We start from the raw sequence: 20089 nt of genomic DNA on the forward strand, positions 1-20089 counted from the left end.
TTTCGCCCAACTGAGGTCCGGGTCCCTCTGACGGCACCGCCGCCATGTCGGCCCTCATTCCACCCATGCTCCCCGCATGTCCGCACGAACGGGCTGCGTCGCCCTCCGGGGCGCCGCAGCCCGGCGTGCCGTCGCGCGCCGTGGAGCCTGAACCGAGGACCCCATGGACACATTGGTTGCGCTAATCACCGCCGACATTGTCGGCACGCCCGCCTGGCTCTGGCTGAGCTTTCTCGCCGTCGTCTTCGTCCTGCTCGCCTTCGATCTCGGCGTGCTGAACAAGGGCGAGAAGGAACTGGGCATTGCCGAAAGCCTCAGGCTCTCGCTGTTCTATATCGCCGTCGCTGTCCTGTTCGGCGGCTGGGTGTGGTACTCGCGCGGCGCCGACGCCAGCATGCATTATTTCACCGGCTATGCGATCGAGAAGGCGCTGTCGATCGACAATGTCTTCGTCATCTCGCTGATCTTCAGCTACTTCGCAATCCCCCGCATCTACCAGTACCGCGCCCTCGTCTGGGGTATCATTGCGGTACTTGTGCTGCGTGGACTGATGATCGGCGTCGGCGCGGCGCTGGTGCAGGAATATGACTGGGTGCTGCTGCTGTTCGGCGCGTTCCTCATCGGCACCGGCATCAAGATGCTGATCGTCAAGGAGGGCGAACAGGACATCTCCAAGAACCCGCTGGTGCGCCTGCTCTCCCGCGTGCTGCGCGTGACCCCGCAGCTGCACGGCCAGCGCTTCATCGTGCGCCAGCCGCACCCGCTGACGGGCAAGATGGTGCTGTGGGTGACGCCGCTGTTCCTGGCGCTGGTGGTGATCAACATCGCCGACCTGATCTTCGCGGTCGACTCGGTGCCGGCGATCTTCGCCATCACCACCGACACCTACATCGTCTTCACCGCCAACATCATGGCGATCCTCGGCCTGCGCGCTCTCTACTTCGCCCTGGCCGCCATGGTTCACCGCTTCGAGTATCTGAAATACGCCCTGGCGCTCGTGCTGGTGTTCATCGGCGGCAAGATCTTCTGGAACTACTATTACGGCAAGCTCGACCCGGCGATCTCGCTCGGCGTCACGGTGGCGATGATTGCCGGCGGCATCGTCTTCTCGCTGTGGAAGACCCGCAAGAACGCGCTTGGCGCGCACTGACCGGGGAGGCCGGCGCTCACGCGCCGGCCTTTCCTGACGCCTCGAGGGGCTGGGCCGGAAGCCGCACAACGGCGCCGCGCCCGGCCCATGCGTTTCATTCCTGCGCTCCCCCGGCCTGCATCATCTCCGGCAGCGTGACCAGTTCCACGCCGGCGGCGCGCAAGGCGTCGCAGCAGGCCGCCGCCACTGCGAGAGCGGACGGCTCGTCGCCATGCAGGCACAGTGAATCGAACCGGGTCGGCATGCGCCGGCCGTTCACCGAGACGATCTCGCCTTCCAGCACCATGCGCATGGCACGCGCCGCCGCGACGGCGGGATCGCGGATCATTGCGTCCGCATGGGCGCGCGCGCGCAGATTGCCATCATCCTCATAGAGCCGGTCGATGAAGGCCTCCCGCGCCAGCGGTACGCCGAGATCGACCGCCGCCCGCTCCATCTCCGTGCCGGACAAAGCGAGATAATAAAGCGAGGGATCAACCACCTTGATGGCGCGGGCGACCGCGCGCGCATAGTCGCGCTCCACCGCGCACATATTGTTGAGCGCGCCATGCGGCTTCACATGCGTGACCTTCACCCCCGCATAGGCGGCCATGCCGGCCAAGGCGCCGAGCTGATAGGCGACGAGATATTCGAGATCGTCTGCACTCATACGAATCTGCCGGCGTCCGAAGCCCCAGAGATCGTTGAAGCCGGGATGCGCGCCCACGGAGACGCCATTCGCCTTCGCCTTCAGGCACACTTCGCGCATGATGCTTGCATCGCCGCCATGAAAGCCGCAGGCGACATTCACGCTCTTGACGATATCAAGGATCGCGTCGTCATTGCCGATCGCGTAATGCCCATAGCCCTCGCCGAGGTCGGCATTGATGTTGATGCGTTTTGCCACGGAAGCTCCCACAGGGCTGATGTCGGCACGTTGAACTCCTTATACGACAGAGCCTTTCAGGGCGGAACGCGGCGGAGGCGGGGATGGGGGACGACACGGCGACGACGGCGCGGCGCCTGGGCGCGCGGGCGCGTTTCCTGCCGGCCGGCGACACCGCCTTCGCGGTCGAGTTCGGGGAGCGTATCGACCCCGCGATCAACGCCCTCGTCCACCGCACCGCCGCGCTTTTGGCCGCCACTCCGCCGGTAGGGCTGGTGGAGACCGTGCCCAGCTTCCGCTCGCTGCTCGTCCATTACGACCCGCTCACGACAAATGCGCAGACTTTGCAAGAGCTTATTGGCCAGCTTGAGCTAGACGAGGCGCTAACCGCCGGCCCCGGCCGCATCTGGCAGGTGCCCGTCCTCTATGGCGGCGTGGGCGGGGCGGACCTCGCCGAGGTCGCGGCGACGACAGGGGTGAGCGAGGCGGAAGTGATCGCCCTCCATGCCGGCGCGCTCTACCGGGTCTACGCGCAGGGCTTCCTGCCCGGCTTCGCCTATCTCGGTGACCTGCCCGCTTCGCTCGACATGCCGCGGCGAACGAATCCGCGCGTGCGGGTGCCGGCGGGCTCGGTCGCCATCGCCCAGCGCATGACGGGCATCTACCCCGTGGAATCGCCGGGCGGCTGGCATCTCATCGGCCACACCCCCCTGCGCTTCTTCGACCCCGGCAAGGCGCCGCCAACCCTGTTCGCGCCGGGCGATGGGGTGCGGTTCGTACCGGTGGACGCCGACGCCCATGCCGCCATCGCCGAAGCGGTGGCGCGGGGGAGCTATATCCCTGACACCGAAGGGCTTTCCACGTGACCCGCCACCTGCGCATCCTCCAGCCCGGCCTGCAGAGCACGGTGCAGGACCTCGGCCGCGTCGGCTTCCAGGCCTATGGCGTGCCGGTCTGCGGCACGCTGGACGGCATGGCGTTGCGGCTCGCCAATGCGCTGGTGGGCAATGCGGCCGGGGCGGCGGCGCTGGAAATTCGCCTGCTCGGCCCGGCGTTTGAGGTCTCCGGTGCGCCACTGCGGATGGCGCTCGCGGGGGCGCGGGCGAATATCGAGGTGAGTATCGGCGGCGAAACGCAGCGCTACGGCGCGTGGCGGGCAGTCGATGTGCCGGAGGGCGCGCGGGTGCGGATCGGCGCGCTTGCCGGATCGGGCTGCGCGGTGCTCGCCTTTGCCGGCGGGATCGACGTTCCGCCTGTCCTTGGGTCGCGGTCAACCGATCTGAAGGGCGGATTTGGTGGCCATCAAGGGCGTGCGCTGGCGGCGGGCGACCGGCTGAACCTAAGCAATGTCAACGACTTGGGTCCCTGCCTTGTCCTGCCCTCCCCACCCCTCAACGACGGCGACGTGACGCTGCGCGCCGTGCCGGGCCCGCAGGCGGACGCCTTCACCGAGGCGGCGCTGGAAGCCTTCTTCCATACTCCCTACCGTGTCTCGCGCGAGGCGGACCGCATGGGAATGCGGCTCGACGGGACGCCGCTGACGTTCCGTGGCGGTGCCGATATCGTCTCGGACGGCATCGTCACCGGCGCCGTTCAGGTGCCGGGCTCGGGCCTGCCGATCCTGCTGCTGGCCGACCACCAAACCATTGGTGGATATGCGAAAATTGCCACCGTCATCTCTGCCGACCTGCCGCGCGCCGGCCGATTGCTGCCGGGGGCGACCCTGCGCTTCACGGCGGTGAGCGTCGCTGAAGCCGAACCGGCGCGGCGGGCGGCGGAGGTGGAGCTGCAACAGCTGATTGCCTCTATGACGCCGGTACGCGAGGGAGCCGGCCTCGATCTTGCGGCGCTCCATGGCGCCAATCTGATCTCCGGCGTCGTCAGCGGACTTTAGGGAAAACCCCAGTTCTGAAAAGGGTTTATGTCTGTCGGATATGCGCGATCAGCGCTTCCACGGCGACGCCATAGCCGCGCGGGCCGAGGCCGATAATGCACCCCGTTACCGCCGCCGCCAGCGGGGCATGATGGCGGAAGGGTTCGCGCGTGAACACATTGCTCACATGTACTTGAAAAGTCGGCCTTTTCACGGCTGACAGGGCGTCGAGCAGGGCGATGGAGGTGTAGGAGAGGCTGCCGGCATTGATGACGATGCCATCCGCTGCCATGCGCGCCTCCTGGATCCAGTCGACCAGCACGCCCTCATGGTTGGACTGGCGGAAATCCACTGTTGCGCCAAGGACTTGCGCCCGCGCGCGGCAATCGTCGGCGATGTCGTCCAGCGTCAGCGCGCCATAGGGGCCGGTAGGGTCGAGGCCGTAGAGATTGGTGTTGGCGCCGTTGAGGACGAACAGGCGGACGGGCGGCAAGCTCATGATAGTCAACGCCTTTTCAGGAAAAATCAGGCCGTGCGCTCGCGCGGGCGGGTGGCCGCCATGGCGGGGCGCGCATCGAAGCCGGCGAACCATGCCGCCGCCGCCGGACGCCCCTCCCTCCATTGCAAATTCGCATAGCGGAAGTCGAGATAACCAAGCGCGCAGCCGAGGCTGATGAGGCCGATGTGGTGGACAGTGTGTCCGACGAGGCCGGTGTGGACAGACTGCTCGATCGCATCGAGCGCGCCCGATATCTTCGCCATCTGCGCCTGCGACCATTCCGGCCAGCGCAGCGCCTCCGGCCGCATTACCGTCTCATAGCGATTGCCGACGGCGGCATCGAGCAGGCCGTCGCCGAGCGCCTGCAGGGTGAGTGCCGGCCAGCGCGCCGGACCGGTGGGGAAGATCGCGCTGTCGCCGGCGAGGTCGGCGAGATATTCGCAGATGACGGCGCTGTCATAGAGCACCGTGCCGTCGTCCAGCACCAGCGCCGGGATTTTGCCCAGCGGGTTGAGGCTCGTCAGCGCCGGGTCGCGCTGGAGGGGGCTGGCGGCGTTGAAGACGATCTCGATGCGGTCGGCGAGGCCGGTCTCCAGCGCGACCACCATGACCTTGCGCACGAAGGGGGATGTGGGGGCGTGGAGCAGCTTCACGGGATCTGGTCCTCCGCGCCGATGGCTTTGAGCGCGGCGCGCGCCACTTCGACATCCTCCGCCCCCTTGCCCGAGCCCACCCCGATGCCGCCGACGCAGACGCCGTCGATGACGATGGGCAGCCCGCCTTCCAGATTGGTCAGGCGCTGGCCGGCGGCGAGCGAGAGCTTGATCTCGTCGGCCGGGTTCAGCCGGGAGCTCGGCTGGCGGTGCGAGGCGGCGGTGATCGCCTTGGACAGCGAGGTCTCGCGCGAGAGCAGCTTGGCGCCGTCCATGCGCACAAAGGCGAGGAGGTTGCCGCCCTCGTCGACGATGTTGACGTTCTGCGGCACGCCCATCGCGCTCGCCTTGGCGACGGCGGCGGCGAGCATTTTCAGCGCCCCCTCATGGGTGAGCTTCAGGGCCGGTCGGGTGACGGACATGGGGCCTCGCTTGGGTGGCGTGAGGGGGCGGACGGAGAGGAACCGCGGTGGTCGGCTGCGTGCTTCGAGACGCGGGGCGACGCCCCGCTCCTCAGCATGACGAGGCCGCGCTTTGGTAAGATGCTGAACAACAATCGTCATGCTGAGGTGCGCGCGCACGCGCGCCTCGAAGCACGCAGGCGGCTCCCTGCCCTCACTCATCCCCCGGCACGCCATAGGACGGCGCGGTGGAGGGGTCGAGCGCGCGGGTGACATAGGCCTCCATCTGCGGCTTCCACAGTTCCCACAGTTCGGCCAGCGCGCCGATGGGGTCGCTCGCGTGCCAGTCGACGCGGAGGTCCGCCACCGGCCACGCCACCGTGTCGACGATCAGCATGCCCACCGAATGCACCGGCCCCTCCTCGCCGCCGGCCGCCAGCGCCGCCTTCATGGCAGCGACCAGCCGGTCGCCGAGGGGTCCCGAGGCGGCGGTGAAGGCATCGACCATCGCCTGCGGCACATGCGGCGAGGAGAGGAGGTTGCCAGCGGCGACCACGCCTTCGCCCTCGGCGATGTGGTGGGTGCCGAGCGTCCTCGCGCCGGAAAAGCCGGCGGTGCGGCCCTTGGCGTCCACAAGGGCGATCTGCCGGTAGTCGATATGCGCCCCCTCCGCCTTCAGCCGCGCCAGCGCTTCCGGCGCCGAAAGGCCGGAGGCCATCAGGTCCAGCCCCTTCGGCCCCAGCGTCGGGTCGGTGATGTTCTGCGTCGCCACGGCGCCGACGCCGGCGCGCGCATGGGCGCAGCGCGCCGCCACCGCCGGGGAGGAAGAAGACACCGCGATGCCGAACTGCCCGGTGCGCGGGCAGCGGGCGGAAATGGAGAAGGTCATAAGCGCGCCCTCACGCCGCGTCGGGAATGACGGCGGTAACCTCGATTTCGACAAGCCATTCCGGCCGCGCCAGCGCCGGCACGACGAGGCCGGTGGAACAGGGGAACACCCCCTCCATCCACTTGCCCATCTCCTGATACACCGCCTCGCGGTAGCGGATATCGGTGAGATAGACGACGATGCGGCAGATATGGCTCATCTCGCTGCCCGCCTCTTCCAGCAGCATCTTGATGTTGGCCATGGCCTTGGCGGTCTGCGCGCCGGCATCGCCGACATGCAGGCTCTCGCGCGTGTCGAGGTCCTGCGCCACCTGCCCGCGCAGGAACACCATGGTCCCCCGCGCCACCACCCCCTGCGAGAGGTCGTTGTTCAGCTTCTGCTCGGGATAGGTCTGCTTGGTGTTGAAAGGGCGGATGCGCTTATGCGTCGGCATGAAGGGGCTCTTTGCTGGGGAGGGACGGGACGGAAAGCGGCGCTCACGCGACCTCAAGCCGGCGGTAGCTTCGGTTGGAATAGACCAGCGGGTGTTCGGCATGGGTTTCCATCGCCACCACGTTACCGGCGACGATGCGGTGAGTGCCATGCTCGAACACATTGGCCAGCCGGCAGTCGAAGCGGCAGAGCGCGCCGCGCAGCAGCGGCGCGCCGGTGGCGAGGCCGTCCCATTCGCCAGCGCCGAACCGGTCCTCGCGCAGTTCCGGCACCAGCCCGGCGAATGAGTCCGCCACGCGCTGCTGGCCCTGGGCGAGGATGTTGGCGGCGAACACGCCATTGGCGAGCAGCACCGGCAGGCAGCGGCTGTCCCGGTGCAGGCAGAACAGCACCGAGGGCGGCTCCAGCGACAGAGAGGACAGGCTGGAGACGGTGACGCCGACGCGGCCATGCGCCCCGTCGCTCGTCACCACGGTCACGCCCGCAGCGGTGCGGCCCATGGCGTGGCGGAAGGCGGCGGAGTCGATGGCGTGCATCGGTGTCGCTCCTCAGTTTTTGCCGGTCACCTTGTCCGACAGCCCGGCGGCCTTGCGGACGAAATCCAGCGGGCCGGAGAAGTCGAAGGCGTTGTAGACGGCGTTCAGATGATTGAAGTGCGGGGCCTGCGCGAACTGCACGAAGGTCAGTCGGTGGCCGGCATAGTCGGAGTTGAGCAGGTCGCGGGCGAAGGCCAGCAGCTTGCGGCGGTCTTCCGCCTCCCACTGCTTGTTCAGCGTGTAGAACTTCTTCAGCCAGTCGCCCGAGCCGGCATTGTGGAAGGCGGCGGCGTTGGGGGTGACGCAGATCTGCCCGCCGCACAATTCGCGGGCGATGTGCATCATCGCCGGCAGGTTGGAACAGCCATGCACGCGGCCGGCATAGAGCAGCGACTGGTTGGGCATGAGCAGCCCGCCGGGGCTCTTCTCAGCCAGCGCGATGGAGGCGGTGAGATGGGCGTTGATGCCCTCGCGGTAGCAAACGAGGTCGGCCAGCTTCTCACGCACCGATTGCAGCTTGTCGAGGCCGGTCTGCTTGGCGTTCCACATCGCCGCGCCGATCATCATGTCGGCGACATAGAGCAGGCGATGGACGTAAGGAAACGCCGAGTAGCGATGCAGCGTGGCGCGGATGTACTGCGCCGCCTTGGTGTGGCGGTAGAAGAACACGTTCTCCCACGGGATCAGCACATTGTCGAAGATGACGAGGGATTCGACCTCGTCGAACTTGTTGGCCAGCGGGTAATCCTGCGGGTTGGTGCGGCCGGCGAAGGAGGAGCGGCAGATCTGCTTCACCCCCGGCGCGCTCATCGAGATGATGCCGCCCACGGCGTAGTCCGACAGCGTCTCGTTGGTCCAGGCGCCGACGGTGGGCTTGAGGAAGGCCTGGTCGGCATAGGCGGCGGCGGTCTCGTACTTCGCGCCGCGAATGACGATGCCGGCATCGGTCTCCTTGACCACATGCACCATCATGTCCGGGTCCTGCTCCTGCGGCGGCAGGGAGCGGTCGCCCTTGGGATCGGTGTTGGCGGAGATGTGGAAGATGTCGTTGTCGAAGATGTTCTGCACATGCTTGTCGACATTGTCGGCAAAGCGCGGGTCGTATTCGGCCAGCACGTCGCGGCCGTCGATGAGCGACCAGACTTCGCCGATGGTCTCGTCGCCGACGCGGGTGACGACGCCGCCAATGTCCTTCATCACGAGATCGACCGCCTCGACCTTGTCGGTCCAGTCCTTGGTCTCGCGCGGCGGCTTGTAGAAGATGGTGTTGCGCTTGTTCTCCTCGACATAGGTGAGGCGGTCCTGATAGGCCGCCTCATGCGCCATGTCGTACATGCGGGCGCGCACATCGACGATCGGCTTGAAGGCGGGATGGGTGGTGACATCCTTCACCCGCTCGCCGTCCATCCAGATTTCGCGGCCGTCCTGGAGACCCTGCCGATAGTCCTGCCCTGTGCGGATCATTGAAGCATCCTTTTCCTGTGAGGAAATATTGCGTTGGGCCCGTAGATCGGTAAAATATTTTGATTCATTCCTCGGCATAGAAAAATCTGATGAACATCTCGCTGCGCGCGCTGCGCTACGTCGTGGCCACGGCCGATTTCGGCAATCTCACCGAGGCGGCGCGGCATCTGAACGTCTCGCAGCCCTCGATCTCGGCGGCCATCGCCCAGTTCGAGGCGGAGTACGGCGTGCAGGTGTTCGTGCGCCACCATGCAAAAGGCGTGACGACCACCATCGCCGGCACCCGCATCATCAACGAGGCGCGCCTCCTGCTGAACCATGCGCGCGATTTCGGCCAGAACGCCCGCGCCATGGCCGACGAGGTGCGCGGCGAGATCGCGGTGGGCTGCTTCTGGACCATCGCCACCCATTTCATGCCCGGCCTGCTCTCGACCTTCGCCGGCTCCCATCCCGGCATCACGGTGAGCCTCGACGAGGGCGACCAGCAACTGATCCTCGACGCGGTGATTTCCGGCCGCACCGAAATGGCGCTGTCCTATGAATTCGCCCGACCGGAGGAGGTGATGGCCGAGCCCTTGGCCGAATTGCCGCCCTATGCGGTGCTGCACCCGGACCATCCGCTGGCGCAGCGCGAGCGGATCAGCCTTGCCGATCTGCGCGACGAGCCGTTCATCCTGCTCGACCTGCCGCATTCGCGCGACTATTTCATGGGCCTGTTCCACGCCGTGGGCGTGGAGCCGCAGATCGCCTTCCGCTCGCGGGCCTATGAACTGACGCGCGGCCTGGTCGGCCATGGGCGCGGCTACACCATCCAGAACGTGCTGCCGCGCACGCAGATCACCCATGATGGCGGACGCGTCGCCTCGGTGCCGCTGACCGACCGCCTTCCCCCCGTGCGGCTGGTGAGCCTGCGCCTGCGCCGGCAGACGCCGCGCCCGGCGGTCGAAGTGTTCGCCCGGCATCTGAAGAGCGCGTTCGCGCCCGGCGGCATCTTCGCCCCCGGCACGCTCTCGCCGCGCGCCACGGTGCGCTAGCCATAGGCCGGGCCTATCCAATGCATCCGCAAACTGTTTCCCGCGCCGATTGCTTCCGGGGCCGACGGCTCTCTAGAGCTTGAGGCGACGAGTGGAGGGGCGAGGCATGGGCGCGTTGCGGGTGATCGGACCGTCGGAGTACCGGCGCGTGCCGTGGAAGAATGGCGGCGGCATCACCGAAGACGTGCTGCTGCTGCCCGAGGGCGCGGCGCATGCGGATTTCGATGTGCGCATCAGCCGGGCGCCGATCGTCGAGGAAGGGCCGTTCTCCGCCTTTCCCGGCATTGACCGCCACATCACCCGGCTGAGCACCAACCCGCTCGCCCTCGCCTTCGCGCAGGAGACGCGGACGCTGGCGCGGCTGGAGCCGTTCTATTTCGACAGCGCGCTGCAGCCGCGCTCGCTGCTGGCCGAGGGGCCGGCCGAGGTGCTGAATGTGATGACGCGGCGTGGGCGCTGGCATGCGCAGGTGATGCCGGCCACCGCCGGCAACGGTCCGCTGCTCGCCCCGCCCGAGGGCGGGATGGTGATGCTCTATGCGGTCACAGGGACCTGGCAGGTAGGCGACGCCGCCGGCGCGGTGCTGGTGCGGCCGGGCGAGACCCTGCTGGCGCGGGAGGCGCAGACCTTGCGCGTCAGCGGCGAGCCGAGCGGCGAGGCGGTGGTCGCCTTCCTCACCCCGACCGGGGCGCGGGGCGAAGCTGCATAGTTTTTGCCTATGTTATGTAACAGGTAAAAGTATTTTTCGATCCAAGCGCCGCAGCGCAACATTTCCTGACAGGAAAAACAACAAGACCTTCGGAGACGGGATCGATGAAGCAGGAACATGCCCGACGGCATGGGCCGGCCATGCGTGGCCATGGCGTCGCGACGTTGCGTCAGGCACTGCGATGAGCCGGGATGCACTGGTGTTCTACAGCCCGGTGGACGATGCCGGGGCCTGGCGCGCGGCACTTGCCGCCGAACTGCCGGATCTCGACTTCCGCGTCGACCCCGAGGTCGGCGACGCGGCCGAGATCCGCTATGCGCTGGCCTGGCTACCGCCCAAGGGCTTTTTCGCCCGCTTTCCCAATCTCCAGCTTGTGACCAATCTTGGCGCCGGGGTCGATGCGCTTGTGCGCCGCGACGATCTGGTGCCGGTGAAATTCTCCCGCCTCTCCGATCCCGGCATGGTGGCGATGATGACGAGCTATGTCGTCTTCGCCGTCACCCGCTATGCCCGCGACATCCCGGTGTTCGAGCGCGCCAAGAAGCGCGGCGAATGGGAGTATGTGCACCCGCGCGCCCTGTCCGAGATCAAGGTGGCGGTGCTCGGCCTCGGCGAACTCGGCGGGCCGGCGGCGCGCATGCTGGCGACGATGGGCTTCACGGTCAGCGGCTGGTCACGCTCGCCAAAGGACATTCCCGGCGTCGCCTCCCACACCGGCCGCGCCGGGCTGGAGCGGGTACTGGCGGAGAACGAGATCGTCGTCAGCCTGCTGCCGCTGACCCCGGACTCGCGCGGCCTGCTCGGCGCGGCGGAATTCGCCCTGATGCAAAAGGGCGCGAAGTTCGTCAACGCCTCGCGCGGCGCTGTCGTGGACGAGGCCGCGCTGATCGCGGCGCTGCGCTCGGGCCAAGTGGGCGAAGCCACGCTCGACGTGTTCGAGACCGAGCCGCTGCCCAAGGGCCATCCGCTGTGGAGCCTCGATAACGTTCTGATCACCCCGCACATGGCCAGCATCACCGTGCCTGTCCTGGCGGCGCGCGATGTCGCCGAGAGCATACGCCGCGTGCGGGCCGGCCTGCCGCCGCTGCACGAGGTCGATCCCGGCCGCGGCTATTGAACACGCCCTTCGCGCCCATAGGCGCGATGGCACGACCTGCGCAAAGCGCGCCCGCCTGAAGGCGCGCGGCCAGAACATCCGGGCGGCCCGCTGCCCCAATCACAGAGGTGGAACATGAAGAAGCTGTGCATTGCACTGGGCGCCCTGGCCGTCATGGCCGCCGGGGCCACCCTCCCCGCATCGGCCCAGGAGAAGCTGGTGGTCAGCACCTGGGGCGGCAACTGGAAGGCCGGCGTCGAGATCATCGGCAAGGAATTCACCAAGCGTACCGGCGTCGAGGTGGAGTACATCACCGGCGGCACGCTGGACCGGCTCGCCAAGGCGAAGGTGGCCCGGGACAACCCGGAATCCGACCTCATCAACACCACCGCCCATGTCGGCTATCTCTACTATTCCGACGGGCTGATGGAAAAGCTCGACTGGTCGAAGATCCCGAACGCCGCCAAGCTCTACCCGATGGCCAAGCGCTCGGACTACACGGTGGCGGACTATGTCTATGTCTATACCCCGGCCTTCCGCACCGACCTGATGCCGAAGGGCTTCAAGATCACCAGTTGGGAGGATCTGTGGGGCCCCGAGATGGTGGGCAAGCTCGGCCTGCCGGATTTTGACCCCAGCCATATCATCATCGCCGCCACCCGCCTCGCCGGGGTGAAGCCGGAAGAATGGGACAAGGTGAAGCCCAAGCTCCTGGAGCTGAAGAAGAACATCAAGGCGTTCTACCAGTCGGACGCCACCAGCCAGAACCTGATGCGCACGGGCGAGACCCCGGTGCAGGTGCTGCTCAACATCAATGGCTATCACCTGGAAAAGCTCGGCATGCCGGTCGAGATCGACGTGCCGAAGGAGGGCGCGGTGGCGGGCACCGATGTGTGGGGCATCAATGCCGGCTCGAAGAAGAAGGAGCTGGCGCTGCAGTTCCTCAACATCGCGCTGGAGCCGGCCATGCTGGCGCAGCTGTGCAACTTCCACAAATGCTCGCCTCTGACCGCCGAGGCCAAGCTCGACCCGGAAATCGCCAAGCTGCCCGGCATCTTCACCAGCCAGGAAGCGATCGAGAAGGGCACCATCGTGCTTGAGGACAAGACCTATGCCACTCTGCTGCCGCAATGGAAGGCGTGGTTCACCGAGAACATGATGCACTGAGGCCGGGCGCCGCACGGTCCGATAAGGCGCCATCCCGGCCGGAAGCGTAAGCCGAAGAGCCGGGATGGCGCTCAAAGCCGGGCGCGCCCGGACGCCGCTGCGATCCCGGATCGGCCTGCGGCCGTTCGGGATGACGCCATCTGGCAGGGCGGGCCGGGCCTGCGTCCTTCGAGGTCCCCGTTCTCATTTCCCACGATCCCGGATCGACGCGTCGCGTCGTCCGGGATGACGGCAGAAAGTCATGATCCAGCGCCGCCCCTTCTTCCTGACCTTTCTCGCCCCCGCCGTGCTGACGGCGGTGATCCTGGCGGCGGCGCAGTTCGAGGTGCTGCAATACAGCGTGCGGGAATTCGTGCCCGGCTCGCTGAATGTCGGCGGGCTGACGCTGGAAAACTTCACCCGCATCAACCGGCCGATCTATTGGTGGGTTCTGCTCGACACCTTCTACATCAGCCTGCTCACCGCGATCTTCTCGCTGCTGCTGAGCTACCCCGTCGCCTATGCGCTGGTGCGGGCAAAGCGCGACTGGGTGCGCTCGCTGCTGGTCTCGCTCTCCATCACCCCGCTGTTCACCGGCGAGATCGTGCGCACCTTCTCCTGGATGCTGATGCTGGGCTCGGACGGCTTCATCAACTCCGTGCTGCGCAAGCTCTCGCTGATCGATCTGCCGCTGCAGATCATGTACACGCGGCTCGGCGTGGTGGTGGCGCTGGTGCAGTTCTCGATGCCCGTCATGATCATCCTGCTCGCCACCGCCATCAGCCATGTCGACCGCGACTGCGAGAAGGCCGCCGCCAATCTCGGCGCCAGCCCCGGCGCGGTGTTCTGGCGCATCACCCTGCCGCTCACTTTGCCGGGCATCCTCTCCGGCCTCGTCGTCGTGTTCGCCTGGACGATGAGCGCCTTCTCCACCCCGCAGCTGATCGGCGGCGGCAAGGTGCTGATGATCTCCAACCTCGTCTATCTCCAGGGCTTCTCAGTGCTCAACCTGCCCTTCGCCGCGACGCTGAGCGTGATCGCGCTGATCGCCGCGCTTGGCAGCCTCGTGCTCATGAAAGCCCTCACCGGCCGGCTGGAAAAGCGGCTGGCGGTGCGCTGAGGAGAACGCCCATGACACGCCTGCGCTCGTTCGGCTTCTGGAGCCTCGTCGTCGCCATCCTCACCTATATGACGCTGCCGACGCTGGTGGTGCTGATGACCTCGGTCAACCCGACCGAGATCCTCGCCTTCCCACCCGAAGGCGTGTCTTTCGCCTGGTATGAGAAGGCGCTGACCTATCCCGACTTCCAGCGCGCCTTCAAGAACGGGCTGATCGTCACCTCGCTCGCCTCGACTCTGGCGCTGATCGTCGGCTCGGCCTTCGCCTGGCTGGTCTATCGCTACAGCTTTCGCGGCCGCGGGGTGCTGGAGGCGGTGCTGTGGTCGCCGCTGATCATCCCGCATTTCACCCTGGGCTTCGGCTTCCTGCTGCTCGGCGGGGCGTTCGGGCTGCAGCAGGGCTACACCATGATCGTGCTGGCGCATATGGTGCTGGTGATGCCGTTCGTGACGCGGGCGGTCTATGTCAGCCTCGCCGCCATCGACCCCGATCTCGCCCGCGCCGCCGCCAATCTCGGTGCCTCGCCCTTCCATGTGCTCACCCGGATCGAACTGCCGCTGGTGCTCCCCGGCATGGCGGGCGGCTGGCTGATCGCCGCCGTGCTTTCGCTGACCGAGTTCACCGCCTCGCTCTATGTCACGGGCAGCCGGACCCAGACGCTGCCGGTCGCGATGTACAATTACATCCGCGAATATGCCGACCCGACCGTTTCGGCGATCTCGGCGATGCTGATCATCACCACCACGCTCATCATGTTCATCGCCGATCGGGCCTTCGGCCTGCGCCGGGTGCTGGCGATCGACACGCACTGACTACACGCACTGACTGCCTGCCGGAGAGCCGACGCTTATGAACGCCACCAGCCCCGCCCCCGCCGCCGTCGAGCTTGTCCGGGTCCGCAAGGAATTCGGCAGCGCGGTCGGCGTCGCCGATGTGTCGCTGAAGATCGGCCAGGGCGAGTTCCTGACGCTGCTCGGCCCCTCCGGCTGCGGCAAGTCGACCCTGCTCGGCATGATCGCCGGTTTCCTCACCCCCACCGCCGGCAAGATCGTCGTCGATGGTGTCGACATCACCGATGTGGAGCCCTACCGGCGCGATATCGGCATGGTGTTCCAGTCCTATGCGTTGTTCCCGCATATGAATGTGTTCGACAACATCGCCTTCGGCCTGCGCATGCGGAAACTGCCGAAGGCGGAAATCGCCGTCGAGGTGCACCGCGCCATCGCCATGATGAAGCTGGAGGGCTTCGAGCAGCGGCGGGTGAGCCAGCTCTCGGGCGGCCAGCGCCAGCGCGTCGCGCTCGCCCGGGCCATCGTCATCCGCCCCAAGGTGCTGCTGCTCGACGAGCCGCTGTCCGCGCTCGACAAAAATCTGCGGGCGCAGATGCAGGTCGAATTGTCGGAGCTGCACCGCAAGACCGGGCTCACCACCATCTTCGTCACCCATGACCAGGGTGAGGCGCTGAGCCTTTCCGACCGCATCGTGGTGATGAATCGCGGCGAGGTGCAGCAGGTGGCGGCGCCGGTGGAACTCTACCGCACGCCGGCCAACGGCTTCGTCGCCTCGTTCATCGGCGAGATCAACGCGCTCCCGCTGGCGCGCTATGAGCGCGAAGGCGCGCAGGCGGCGCTGCTGCTGCCGGGCGCGGGGCGGCTGAGCGCGGCGGCGCCGGCGCATTGGGACTTTGCCCATGGCACCGAGGTGCGGGCCTTTCTGCGCCCCGAACATGTGCGCCCGGCGCGTCCGGGGGAGGAAGGGCCCAACATCCTGCGCGGCATAGTGGCGGCGCATATCTATCAGGGCTCGCACACCATCACGCGCGTGGACATGGACGGGCTCGGCCTGATCGAGACCCGGGTGACCGGCGCGGACATTGTCGGCACGCACCCGGTCGGCGCGCCGATCGCGCTGGTGTTAGATCTCGGCGAGGCGGTGTTGCTGGCGGCGCAGTAAGCGGGGGCGTTCAGGGGCGGACCGCGAACGATCCGCCCTCGACAGAGACTTCAGAGCGCCGCGAGTTCAGTGACGAACTTGGTGCGCAGGAAGGCGTCGAGCCCCTCGATGCCGCTTTCCGAGCCATAGCCGGACTCGTTGACACCGCCGAAGGGCGTTTCCGGCGTCGACACCGCCATGTGGTTGACGCCGACGAGGCCGGCGTCGAGCGCCTCCTCGGTGCGGGCCGCCAGCGCGCCGGAGCGGGTGAAGACGAAGGAGGCGAGGCCATAGGGCAGCGCATTGGCGCGCTCGATCACCTCGTCGAAGCTGGAGAAGGAGGTTAGGGGGGCGATGGGGCCGAAGGGCTCGTTCGACATGATCGCCGCATCCGCCGGCACATCGGCCAGCACGGTCGGGGCGAAGAAGTGGCCCTGATTGCCGACGCGCTTCCCGCCCAGCTTCAGGCTCGCGCCCTTGGCGACGGCATCGTTCACCAGTTCCTCCATCGCCGCGAGGCGGCGGCGACCGATCATCGGCCCCATATTGGTGCCGGCGTCGAGGCCGTTGCCGACCTTCAGCGCAGAGGCCAGCTCGACGAAGCGGGCGACGAAGGGCTGGTAGACCTGCTCCTGGATGAAGAAGCGCGTCGGCGAGGTGCAGACCTGGCCGGCATTGCGGAACTTGAACGCCACCAGCGTGCGCGCGGCCAGCTCCAGATCGGCATCGCCATGGACGATGACCGGCGCATGGCCGCCCAGCTCCATGGTGCAGCGCTTGAGCGTATCGGCGGAGAGCCGCGCGAGTTCCTTGCCCACGGCGGTGGAGCCGGTGAGCGTCACCGCCTTCGGGATGGGCGAGGCCAGCAGCACGCGGCTGACATGCGCCGGCGCGCCGAACACCACATTCAGCACGCCCGCCGGCAGCCCGGCCTCCTGGAAGCAGCGGGCGATGGCGACCGCCGTGCCGGGGGTCTCTTCCGCCGGCTTGATGATGATGGAGCAGCCCGCGCCGAGCGCGCCGGCGATCTTGCGGATGACGTTGGAGGACGGGAAGTTCCAGGCGGCGAAAGCCACCACCGGGCCGACCGGCTCCTTCAGCACCATCTGGCGGACATTGGCCATGCGGGCGGGGACGATGCGGCCATAGGCGCGCTTGCCCTCCTCGGCGTACCAGCGCGTGGCGTCGGCGGCGAACTGCACCTCCGGCACGGCTTCACCGAGCGGCTTGCCGTTCTCCAGCGTCAGGATGCGCCCGATGCGCTCCTTGCGCGCCTCGATGAGATCGGCCGCCTTCATCATCAGCGTGTAGCGCGCCTGTGCGGTCATCGCCTTCCACACCTTGAACCCACGCTGCGCGGCGTCGAGCGCGCGGGCGAGATCGGCGTCGGAGGCGTGCGGCACGGTCGCCAGCGTCTCCCCGGTCGCCGGGTTTTCCAGCGCCTCGCTCTTGCCCTCGGAGCCCTGGCACCAGGTGCCGTCGATCAGCAGCTCAATGGTTTCGTCATAGGTGGAAAGGTCGGTCATCATCGTCTCCAGGGGCCGGAATGAGGGGCGGATCGGCGTCAGCGGCAGAGGAAGCCGTCCGCCAGCGGGTCGCCTTGCGCGAGCACGAAGCGGTGCTCGCCGGTGATGTGGGCGAGGCCGACAATATGCGGCAAGATCGCGCCGGCCTTTTGGGCGCCCGGCTGGCCGTCGACCGGGCGCGCGGTGGCGGTGAAATCGACGCCGAGAATGTTGCGGGTGCGGATGGGCTGGTCGAGGCGCAATTCGCCGCGCGCCACCATCTGCGCCAGCCGGGCGGAGGAGCCGGTGCCGCAGGGCGAGCGGTCGAACTTGTTGGATTCCAGCACCACCAGCTGGCGGCTCACCAGCCCCTCCTCATCCGCCTCGGTCTCGTAGAACAGGATGGAATCGACCGGGCGGGAGGCACCGGGCACACGGCCTCCATTGATGCCGGCGTTCAGCGCCGCCTTCAGCGCGGCGCCGACGGCCATGGCATGGGACACGCCGGACGGCGCCAGTTCCACCCCGGCGGCGCGGGCGGCGATGAGGCCGTACCAATTGCCGCCCCACACCACATCGGCGCTGACATTCACGCCGGCGGCGGTGACAAGCACATTGCAGGCGGCGACATGGGCCGGGACATTCTCGAAGGTGACGGCCGCGACCCTGCCCTGTTCGCGCTGCACATGCACGGTGATGATGCCGGCCGGCACTTCCAGGGTGAAGGAGGAGTGCGGCGCGTCAGCCGGGCCGATCAGCCCCATATGGTCGAGCGTGACCGCGAGCCCGATCGTCGCGTGGCCGCACATCTCTAGATATTTGTAGCTGCCGAGGAAGAAGGCGCCGAAATCCGCGCGCGTGCTCTCGGTCATGATAACGCCGACCATCGCCGCATGGCCGCGCGGCTCGTGCAGCAGGAAGGTGCGCAGCGGATCGAAGCGGGCGCGGAAATCCTCCGCCCGCGCCTCGACCGTGTCGCCCTTGAGCGGCGGCACGCCGCCGGTGACGACGCGGGTGGGGTGGCCCGCCGTGTGGCTGTCGATGGTGGAAATCCAACGCCTCATCGTCATGGCGGGCCCCTCTCCTAGCGGCCGGACTTGATGGTGTCGGCGATCTTCTCGCCGGCCATGATCGTCGTCAGCATGGTGTTGGCGCTGATGACCGCCGGCATGATCGAGGCGTCAACCACGCGCAACCCCTCGACGCCGATCACACGCGCGGCGCTGTCGACCACGGCACGCGGATCGTCCGGGCGGCCGATGCGGCAGGTGCCGGAAGCGTGCCAGCTGCCGCAGGCATTCTCGCGGATCCAGGCGCGCAGCCCCTCGCGGTCGGCCATCATCTCCTTCGCCTTGAGGCCGGGGGTGATGACATTCTCGATCATCAGCTTCCGCGCCAGCGGGCCGGTGCCCATGATGCCGGCGGCCATCAGCGTCATGAACCAGTTGGTGCGGCTGACCGCGCCGAGCTTGCGCACCCGCTCGGAGAAGGTGGCGGGGAAAATGCTCTCGATCACGCCACTCATCGCTGGATCGGTGACGATGCCCCAGAGCCGGTGCATGCCGTCCTCCAGCCGCGCGAGGTCGCGCTCGTCGGAGAGCTGGCGGAAATTGACGAAAGGCGCGGTCGCGGCGTCGCTTCCCTGCAACCGTACCTCGCCGGTCGAATAGGGCCGGTTGACGCAAACGAGGATCGAGGCCAGCCGCCGGCCGAGCGGGTGCCAGGCGGCGCGGTTGGAGGGCAGCACGAACATGTCGCCCGGCGTGGTCTCCGGCAGGCCGGACGAGTAGCGATAGCCGAGCTGGATGTGGCGGCGCTGGCTGGCCGGCAGGCGCGCGGCTTTCGGCAGATAGGCGGCGAAGGCCACCATCGGGTGGTCCTGCAGGTTCTGCCCGACGCCGGGCCGGTCCGCCCGCACCTTGATGCCGAACTCCTTCAGATGCGCCGCCGGGCCGATGCCGGCGCGCAGGAGATGGGCCGGCGTCTGCAGCGCGCCGGTAGAGAGGATCACCTCGCGCGCTTTGAGGGTGAGCGGGCCCTGCGGCCCCTGCGCCTTCAGCCCGGTGACGCGGCTTCCCTCGAACAGCAGCTCCGTCATCTCGGTTTCGGCGAGGATGGTGAGGTTCGGCCGGGCGCGCACCTCGCGCGTGAGATAGGCGCGGGCGGTGGAGACGCGCTGGCCATCCACATTGTTGATGGTCATCGGGAAATAGCCGTCGTCGAAGACGCCGTTATGGTCCCGGATATTGGCCACGCCCTTCTTGTCGAGCACCTTCGCCACGGTCTTCGCGAAGGGCGACCAGTCCTTTTCCGGGATGCGGCGCAGCGGCAGCGGGCCGTGGCTGCCATGCAGCTGGCTGTCGCCATAATCGAGGTCGGTTTCCAGCTTGCGGAAATAGGGCAGCACATCGTCCCAGCCCCAGCCCTCGGCGCCGTCCTCGCGCCAGTGCTCATAGTCCCAGGGCACGCCGCGAAAGGCGAACTGGCCGTTGATCGAGGTGCCCCCGCCCATCACCCGCGCCTGCTCATAACGCCGCCCCGCCGCGCCGGGCTTGGGGTCGTTGAGGTGGATGGACAGGTTCTGCCAGTGATAGAGCCGGTTGAAATAGGCGACGATCGGATAGGCATCGAGCGTGTCGGCCGGCTCCGCGCCGGGCGGCGTGTCGCGCCCGGCCTCGATCAGCGCGACCTTGAGGTTCGAGGCTTCCGACAGCCGGCTCGCCAGCACGGCACCCGCCGCGCCGCCGCCGACGACGATGTAGTCATATGCGTGTTCGGACATTTT

General features: G+C 67.5%; 21 protein-coding genes. 10 read left to right on the forward strand and 11 right to left on the reverse strand.

Annotation, left to right across the window (positions count from 1 at the left end; genetic code table 11):
• Nucleotides 1–163: 163 nt before the first annotated feature.
• Nucleotides 164–1150, forward strand: a complete 987-nt coding sequence (locus ACO07Z_RS07175) for a TerC family protein (RefSeq protein WP_421698076.1) — start codon at nt 164–166, stop codon at nt 1148–1150.
• A 94-nt stretch (nt 1151–1244) separates the two neighbouring features.
• Here ACO07Z_RS07175 and ACO07Z_RS07180 read toward each other — a convergent pair whose 3' ends face one another.
• The gene (locus tag ACO07Z_RS07180) at nt 1245–2036 is read right to left on the reverse strand and encodes a LamB/YcsF family protein (protein WP_421698077.1); all 792 of its coding nucleotides are present in this window, start codon (nt 2034–2036) and stop codon (nt 1245–1247) included.
• 83 nt (nt 2037–2119) lie between these two features.
• Here ACO07Z_RS07180 and pxpB point away from each other — a divergent pair, with 83 nt between their 5' ends.
• Both pxpB and ACO07Z_RS07190 read left to right on the forward strand, forming a co-directional pair.
• The gene (pxpB, locus tag ACO07Z_RS07185) at nt 2120–2881 is read left to right on the forward strand and encodes a 5-oxoprolinase subunit PxpB (protein WP_421698078.1); all 762 of its coding nucleotides are present in this window, start codon (nt 2120–2122) and stop codon (nt 2879–2881) included.
• Nucleotides 2878–3909 (forward strand): biotin-dependent carboxyltransferase family protein, encoded by a 1032-nt coding sequence (locus tag ACO07Z_RS07190; protein WP_421698079.1) that lies wholly within the window; start codon nt 2878–2880, stop codon nt 3907–3909. The genes pxpB and ACO07Z_RS07190 overlap by 4 nt, the downstream gene beginning before the upstream one ends.
• Nucleotides 3910–3934: 25 nt before the next feature.
• On the opposite strand, the gene ACO07Z_RS07195 is transcribed toward ACO07Z_RS07190, so the two are convergent.
• From ACO07Z_RS07195 to ACO07Z_RS07225, 7 genes are all read right to left on the reverse strand, one after another.
• Nucleotides 3935–4396: a type II 3-dehydroquinate dehydratase gene (locus ACO07Z_RS07195; protein WP_421698080.1), complete on the reverse strand. Its 462-nt coding sequence runs from the start codon at nt 4394–4396 to the stop codon at nt 3935–3937.
• Between the two features lie 17 nt (nt 4397–4413).
• Nucleotides 4414–5040 carry a glutathione S-transferase family protein gene (locus ACO07Z_RS07200; protein WP_421698081.1) on the reverse strand — a complete coding sequence of 209 codons (627 nt, stop codon included), beginning with the start codon at nt 5038–5040 and terminating at the stop codon, nt 4414–4416.
• On the reverse strand, nt 5037–5462 hold the full coding sequence (locus tag ACO07Z_RS07205; RefSeq protein WP_421698082.1) for a GlcG/HbpS family heme-binding protein: 426 nt from the start codon (nt 5460–5462) through the stop codon (nt 5037–5039). The genes ACO07Z_RS07200 and ACO07Z_RS07205 overlap by 4 nt, the downstream gene beginning before the upstream one ends.
• Before the next feature lie 193 nt (nt 5463–5655).
• On the reverse strand, nt 5656–6330 hold the full coding sequence (locus ACO07Z_RS07210) for a DUF1028 domain-containing protein (protein ID WP_421698083.1): 675 nt from the start codon (nt 6328–6330) through the stop codon (nt 5656–5658).
• Nucleotides 6331–6340: 10 nt separating this feature from the next.
• Nucleotides 6341–6763: a RidA family protein gene (locus tag ACO07Z_RS07215; protein WP_421698084.1), complete on the reverse strand. Its 423-nt coding sequence runs from the start codon at nt 6761–6763 to the stop codon at nt 6341–6343.
• Nucleotides 6764–6806: 43 nt separating this feature from the next.
• Nucleotides 6807–7298, reverse strand: coding sequence for a flavin reductase family protein (locus ACO07Z_RS07220; RefSeq protein ID WP_421698085.1), 492 nt, complete (start codon nt 7296–7298; stop codon nt 6807–6809).
• Nucleotides 7299–7310: 12 nt separating this feature from the next.
• A complete protein-coding gene (locus tag ACO07Z_RS07225; protein WP_421698086.1) occupies nt 7311–8762 on the reverse strand; it encodes a 4-hydroxyphenylacetate 3-hydroxylase family protein in 1452 nt (483 codons plus the stop codon).
• Nucleotides 8763–8851: 89 nt separating this feature from the next.
• On the opposite strand from ACO07Z_RS07225, the gene ACO07Z_RS07230 reads away from it, so the two are divergent.
• The 7 genes from ACO07Z_RS07230 to ACO07Z_RS07260 all read left to right on the forward strand — a co-directional run bounded on the left by ACO07Z_RS07230 (nt 8852) and on the right by ACO07Z_RS07260 (nt 15820).
• Nucleotides 8852–9796 (forward strand): LysR family transcriptional regulator, encoded by a 945-nt coding sequence (locus ACO07Z_RS07230; protein WP_421698087.1) that lies wholly within the window; start codon nt 8852–8854, stop codon nt 9794–9796.
• A gap of 106 nt (nt 9797–9902) precedes the next feature.
• A complete protein-coding gene (locus ACO07Z_RS07235; protein WP_421698088.1) occupies nt 9903–10505 on the forward strand; it encodes a HutD family protein in 603 nt (200 codons plus the stop codon).
• A 181-nt stretch (nt 10506–10686) separates the two neighbouring features.
• Nucleotides 10687–11622, forward strand: coding sequence for a 2-hydroxyacid dehydrogenase (locus tag ACO07Z_RS07240; protein ID WP_421698089.1), 936 nt, complete (start codon nt 10687–10689; stop codon nt 11620–11622).
• A 114-nt stretch (nt 11623–11736) separates the two neighbouring features.
• Nucleotides 11737–12768: an ABC transporter substrate-binding protein gene (locus tag ACO07Z_RS07245; RefSeq protein WP_421698090.1), complete on the forward strand. Its 1032-nt coding sequence runs from the start codon at nt 11737–11739 to the stop codon at nt 12766–12768.
• 241 nt (nt 12769–13009) lie between these two features.
• Entirely contained in the window at nt 13010–13867 is an 858-nt protein-coding gene (locus ACO07Z_RS07250) for an ABC transporter permease (RefSeq protein WP_421698091.1), read from the forward strand.
• A gap of 11 nt (nt 13868–13878) precedes the next feature.
• Nucleotides 13879–14679, forward strand: coding sequence for an ABC transporter permease (locus ACO07Z_RS07255; RefSeq protein WP_421698092.1), 801 nt, complete (start codon nt 13879–13881; stop codon nt 14677–14679).
• Between the two features lie 37 nt (nt 14680–14716).
• A complete protein-coding gene (locus ACO07Z_RS07260) occupies nt 14717–15820 on the forward strand; it encodes an ABC transporter ATP-binding protein (protein ID WP_421698093.1) in 1104 nt (367 codons plus the stop codon).
• A 50-nt stretch (nt 15821–15870) separates the two neighbouring features.
• Here the strand turns inward: ACO07Z_RS07260 and ACO07Z_RS07265 are convergent, their stop codons facing one another.
• The 3 genes from ACO07Z_RS07265 to ACO07Z_RS07275 are packed head-to-tail and all read right to left on the reverse strand — an operon-like array spanning nt 15871 to nt 20086.
• On the reverse strand, nt 15871–17325 hold the full coding sequence (locus ACO07Z_RS07265; RefSeq protein WP_421698094.1) for an NAD-dependent succinate-semialdehyde dehydrogenase: 1455 nt from the start codon (nt 17323–17325) through the stop codon (nt 15871–15873).
• A 38-nt stretch (nt 17326–17363) separates the two neighbouring features.
• Complete coding sequence (locus ACO07Z_RS07270) at nt 17364–18374, reverse strand: proline racemase family protein (protein WP_421698095.1); 1011 nt, start codon at nt 18372–18374, stop codon at nt 17364–17366.
• A gap of 14 nt (nt 18375–18388) precedes the next feature.
• Nucleotides 18389–20086: a GMC family oxidoreductase gene (locus ACO07Z_RS07275; RefSeq protein ID WP_421698096.1), complete on the reverse strand. Its 1698-nt coding sequence runs from the start codon at nt 20084–20086 to the stop codon at nt 18389–18391.
• Nucleotides 20087–20089 lie beyond the last annotated feature (3 nt).

The sequence above is a fragment of the Ancylobacter sp. genome (assembly GCF_965229075.1).
Classification (GTDB): Bacteria; Pseudomonadota; Alphaproteobacteria; order Rhizobiales; family Xanthobacteraceae; genus Ancylobacter.

Bases quoted from the DNA above. Each gene is read 5' to 3' on its own strand.
- ACO07Z_RS07210 (WP_421698083.1), bottom strand. From the start codon at position 6,330: ATGACCTTCTCCATTTCCGCCCGCTGCCCGCGCACCGGGCAGTTCGGC.
- ACO07Z_RS07175 (WP_421698076.1), top strand. From the start codon at position 164: ATGGACACATTGGTTGCGCTAATCACCGCCGACATTGTCGGCACGCCC.
- ACO07Z_RS07275 (WP_421698096.1), bottom strand. From the start codon at position 20,086: ATGTCCGAACACGCATATGACTACATCGTCGTCGGCGGCGGCGCGGCG.
- ACO07Z_RS07240 (WP_421698089.1), top strand. From the start codon at position 10,687: ATGAGCCGGGATGCACTGGTGTTCTACAGCCCGGTGGACGATGCCGGG.
- ACO07Z_RS07270 (WP_421698095.1), bottom strand. From the start codon at position 18,374: ATGACGATGAGGCGTTGGATTTCCACCATCGACAGCCACACGGCGGGC.
- ACO07Z_RS07220 (WP_421698085.1), bottom strand. From the start codon at position 7,298: ATGCACGCCATCGACTCCGCCGCCTTCCGCCACGCCATGGGCCGCACC.
- ACO07Z_RS07225 (WP_421698086.1), bottom strand. From the start codon at position 8,762: ATGATCCGCACAGGGCAGGACTATCGGCAGGGTCTCCAGGACGGCCGC.
- ACO07Z_RS07235 (WP_421698088.1), top strand. From the start codon at position 9,903: ATGGGCGCGTTGCGGGTGATCGGACCGTCGGAGTACCGGCGCGTGCCG.
- ACO07Z_RS07265 (WP_421698094.1), bottom strand. From the start codon at position 17,325: ATGACCGACCTTTCCACCTATGACGAAACCATTGAGCTGCTGATCGAC.
- ACO07Z_RS07255 (WP_421698092.1), top strand. From the start codon at position 13,879: ATGACACGCCTGCGCTCGTTCGGCTTCTGGAGCCTCGTCGTCGCCATC.
- ACO07Z_RS07245 (WP_421698090.1), top strand. From the start codon at position 11,737: ATGAAGAAGCTGTGCATTGCACTGGGCGCCCTGGCCGTCATGGCCGCC.
- ACO07Z_RS07230 (WP_421698087.1), top strand. From the start codon at position 8,852: ATGAACATCTCGCTGCGCGCGCTGCGCTACGTCGTGGCCACGGCCGAT.
- ACO07Z_RS07215 (WP_421698084.1), bottom strand. From the start codon at position 6,763: ATGCCGACGCATAAGCGCATCCGCCCTTTCAACACCAAGCAGACCTAT.
- ACO07Z_RS07205 (WP_421698082.1), bottom strand. From the start codon at position 5,462: ATGTCCGTCACCCGACCGGCCCTGAAGCTCACCCATGAGGGGGCGCTG.
- pxpB (WP_421698078.1), top strand. From the start codon at position 2,120: ATGGGGGACGACACGGCGACGACGGCGCGGCGCCTGGGCGCGCGGGCG.
- ACO07Z_RS07250 (WP_421698091.1), top strand. From the start codon at position 13,010: ATGATCCAGCGCCGCCCCTTCTTCCTGACCTTTCTCGCCCCCGCCGTG.
- ACO07Z_RS07260 (WP_421698093.1), top strand. From the start codon at position 14,717: ATGAACGCCACCAGCCCCGCCCCCGCCGCCGTCGAGCTTGTCCGGGTC.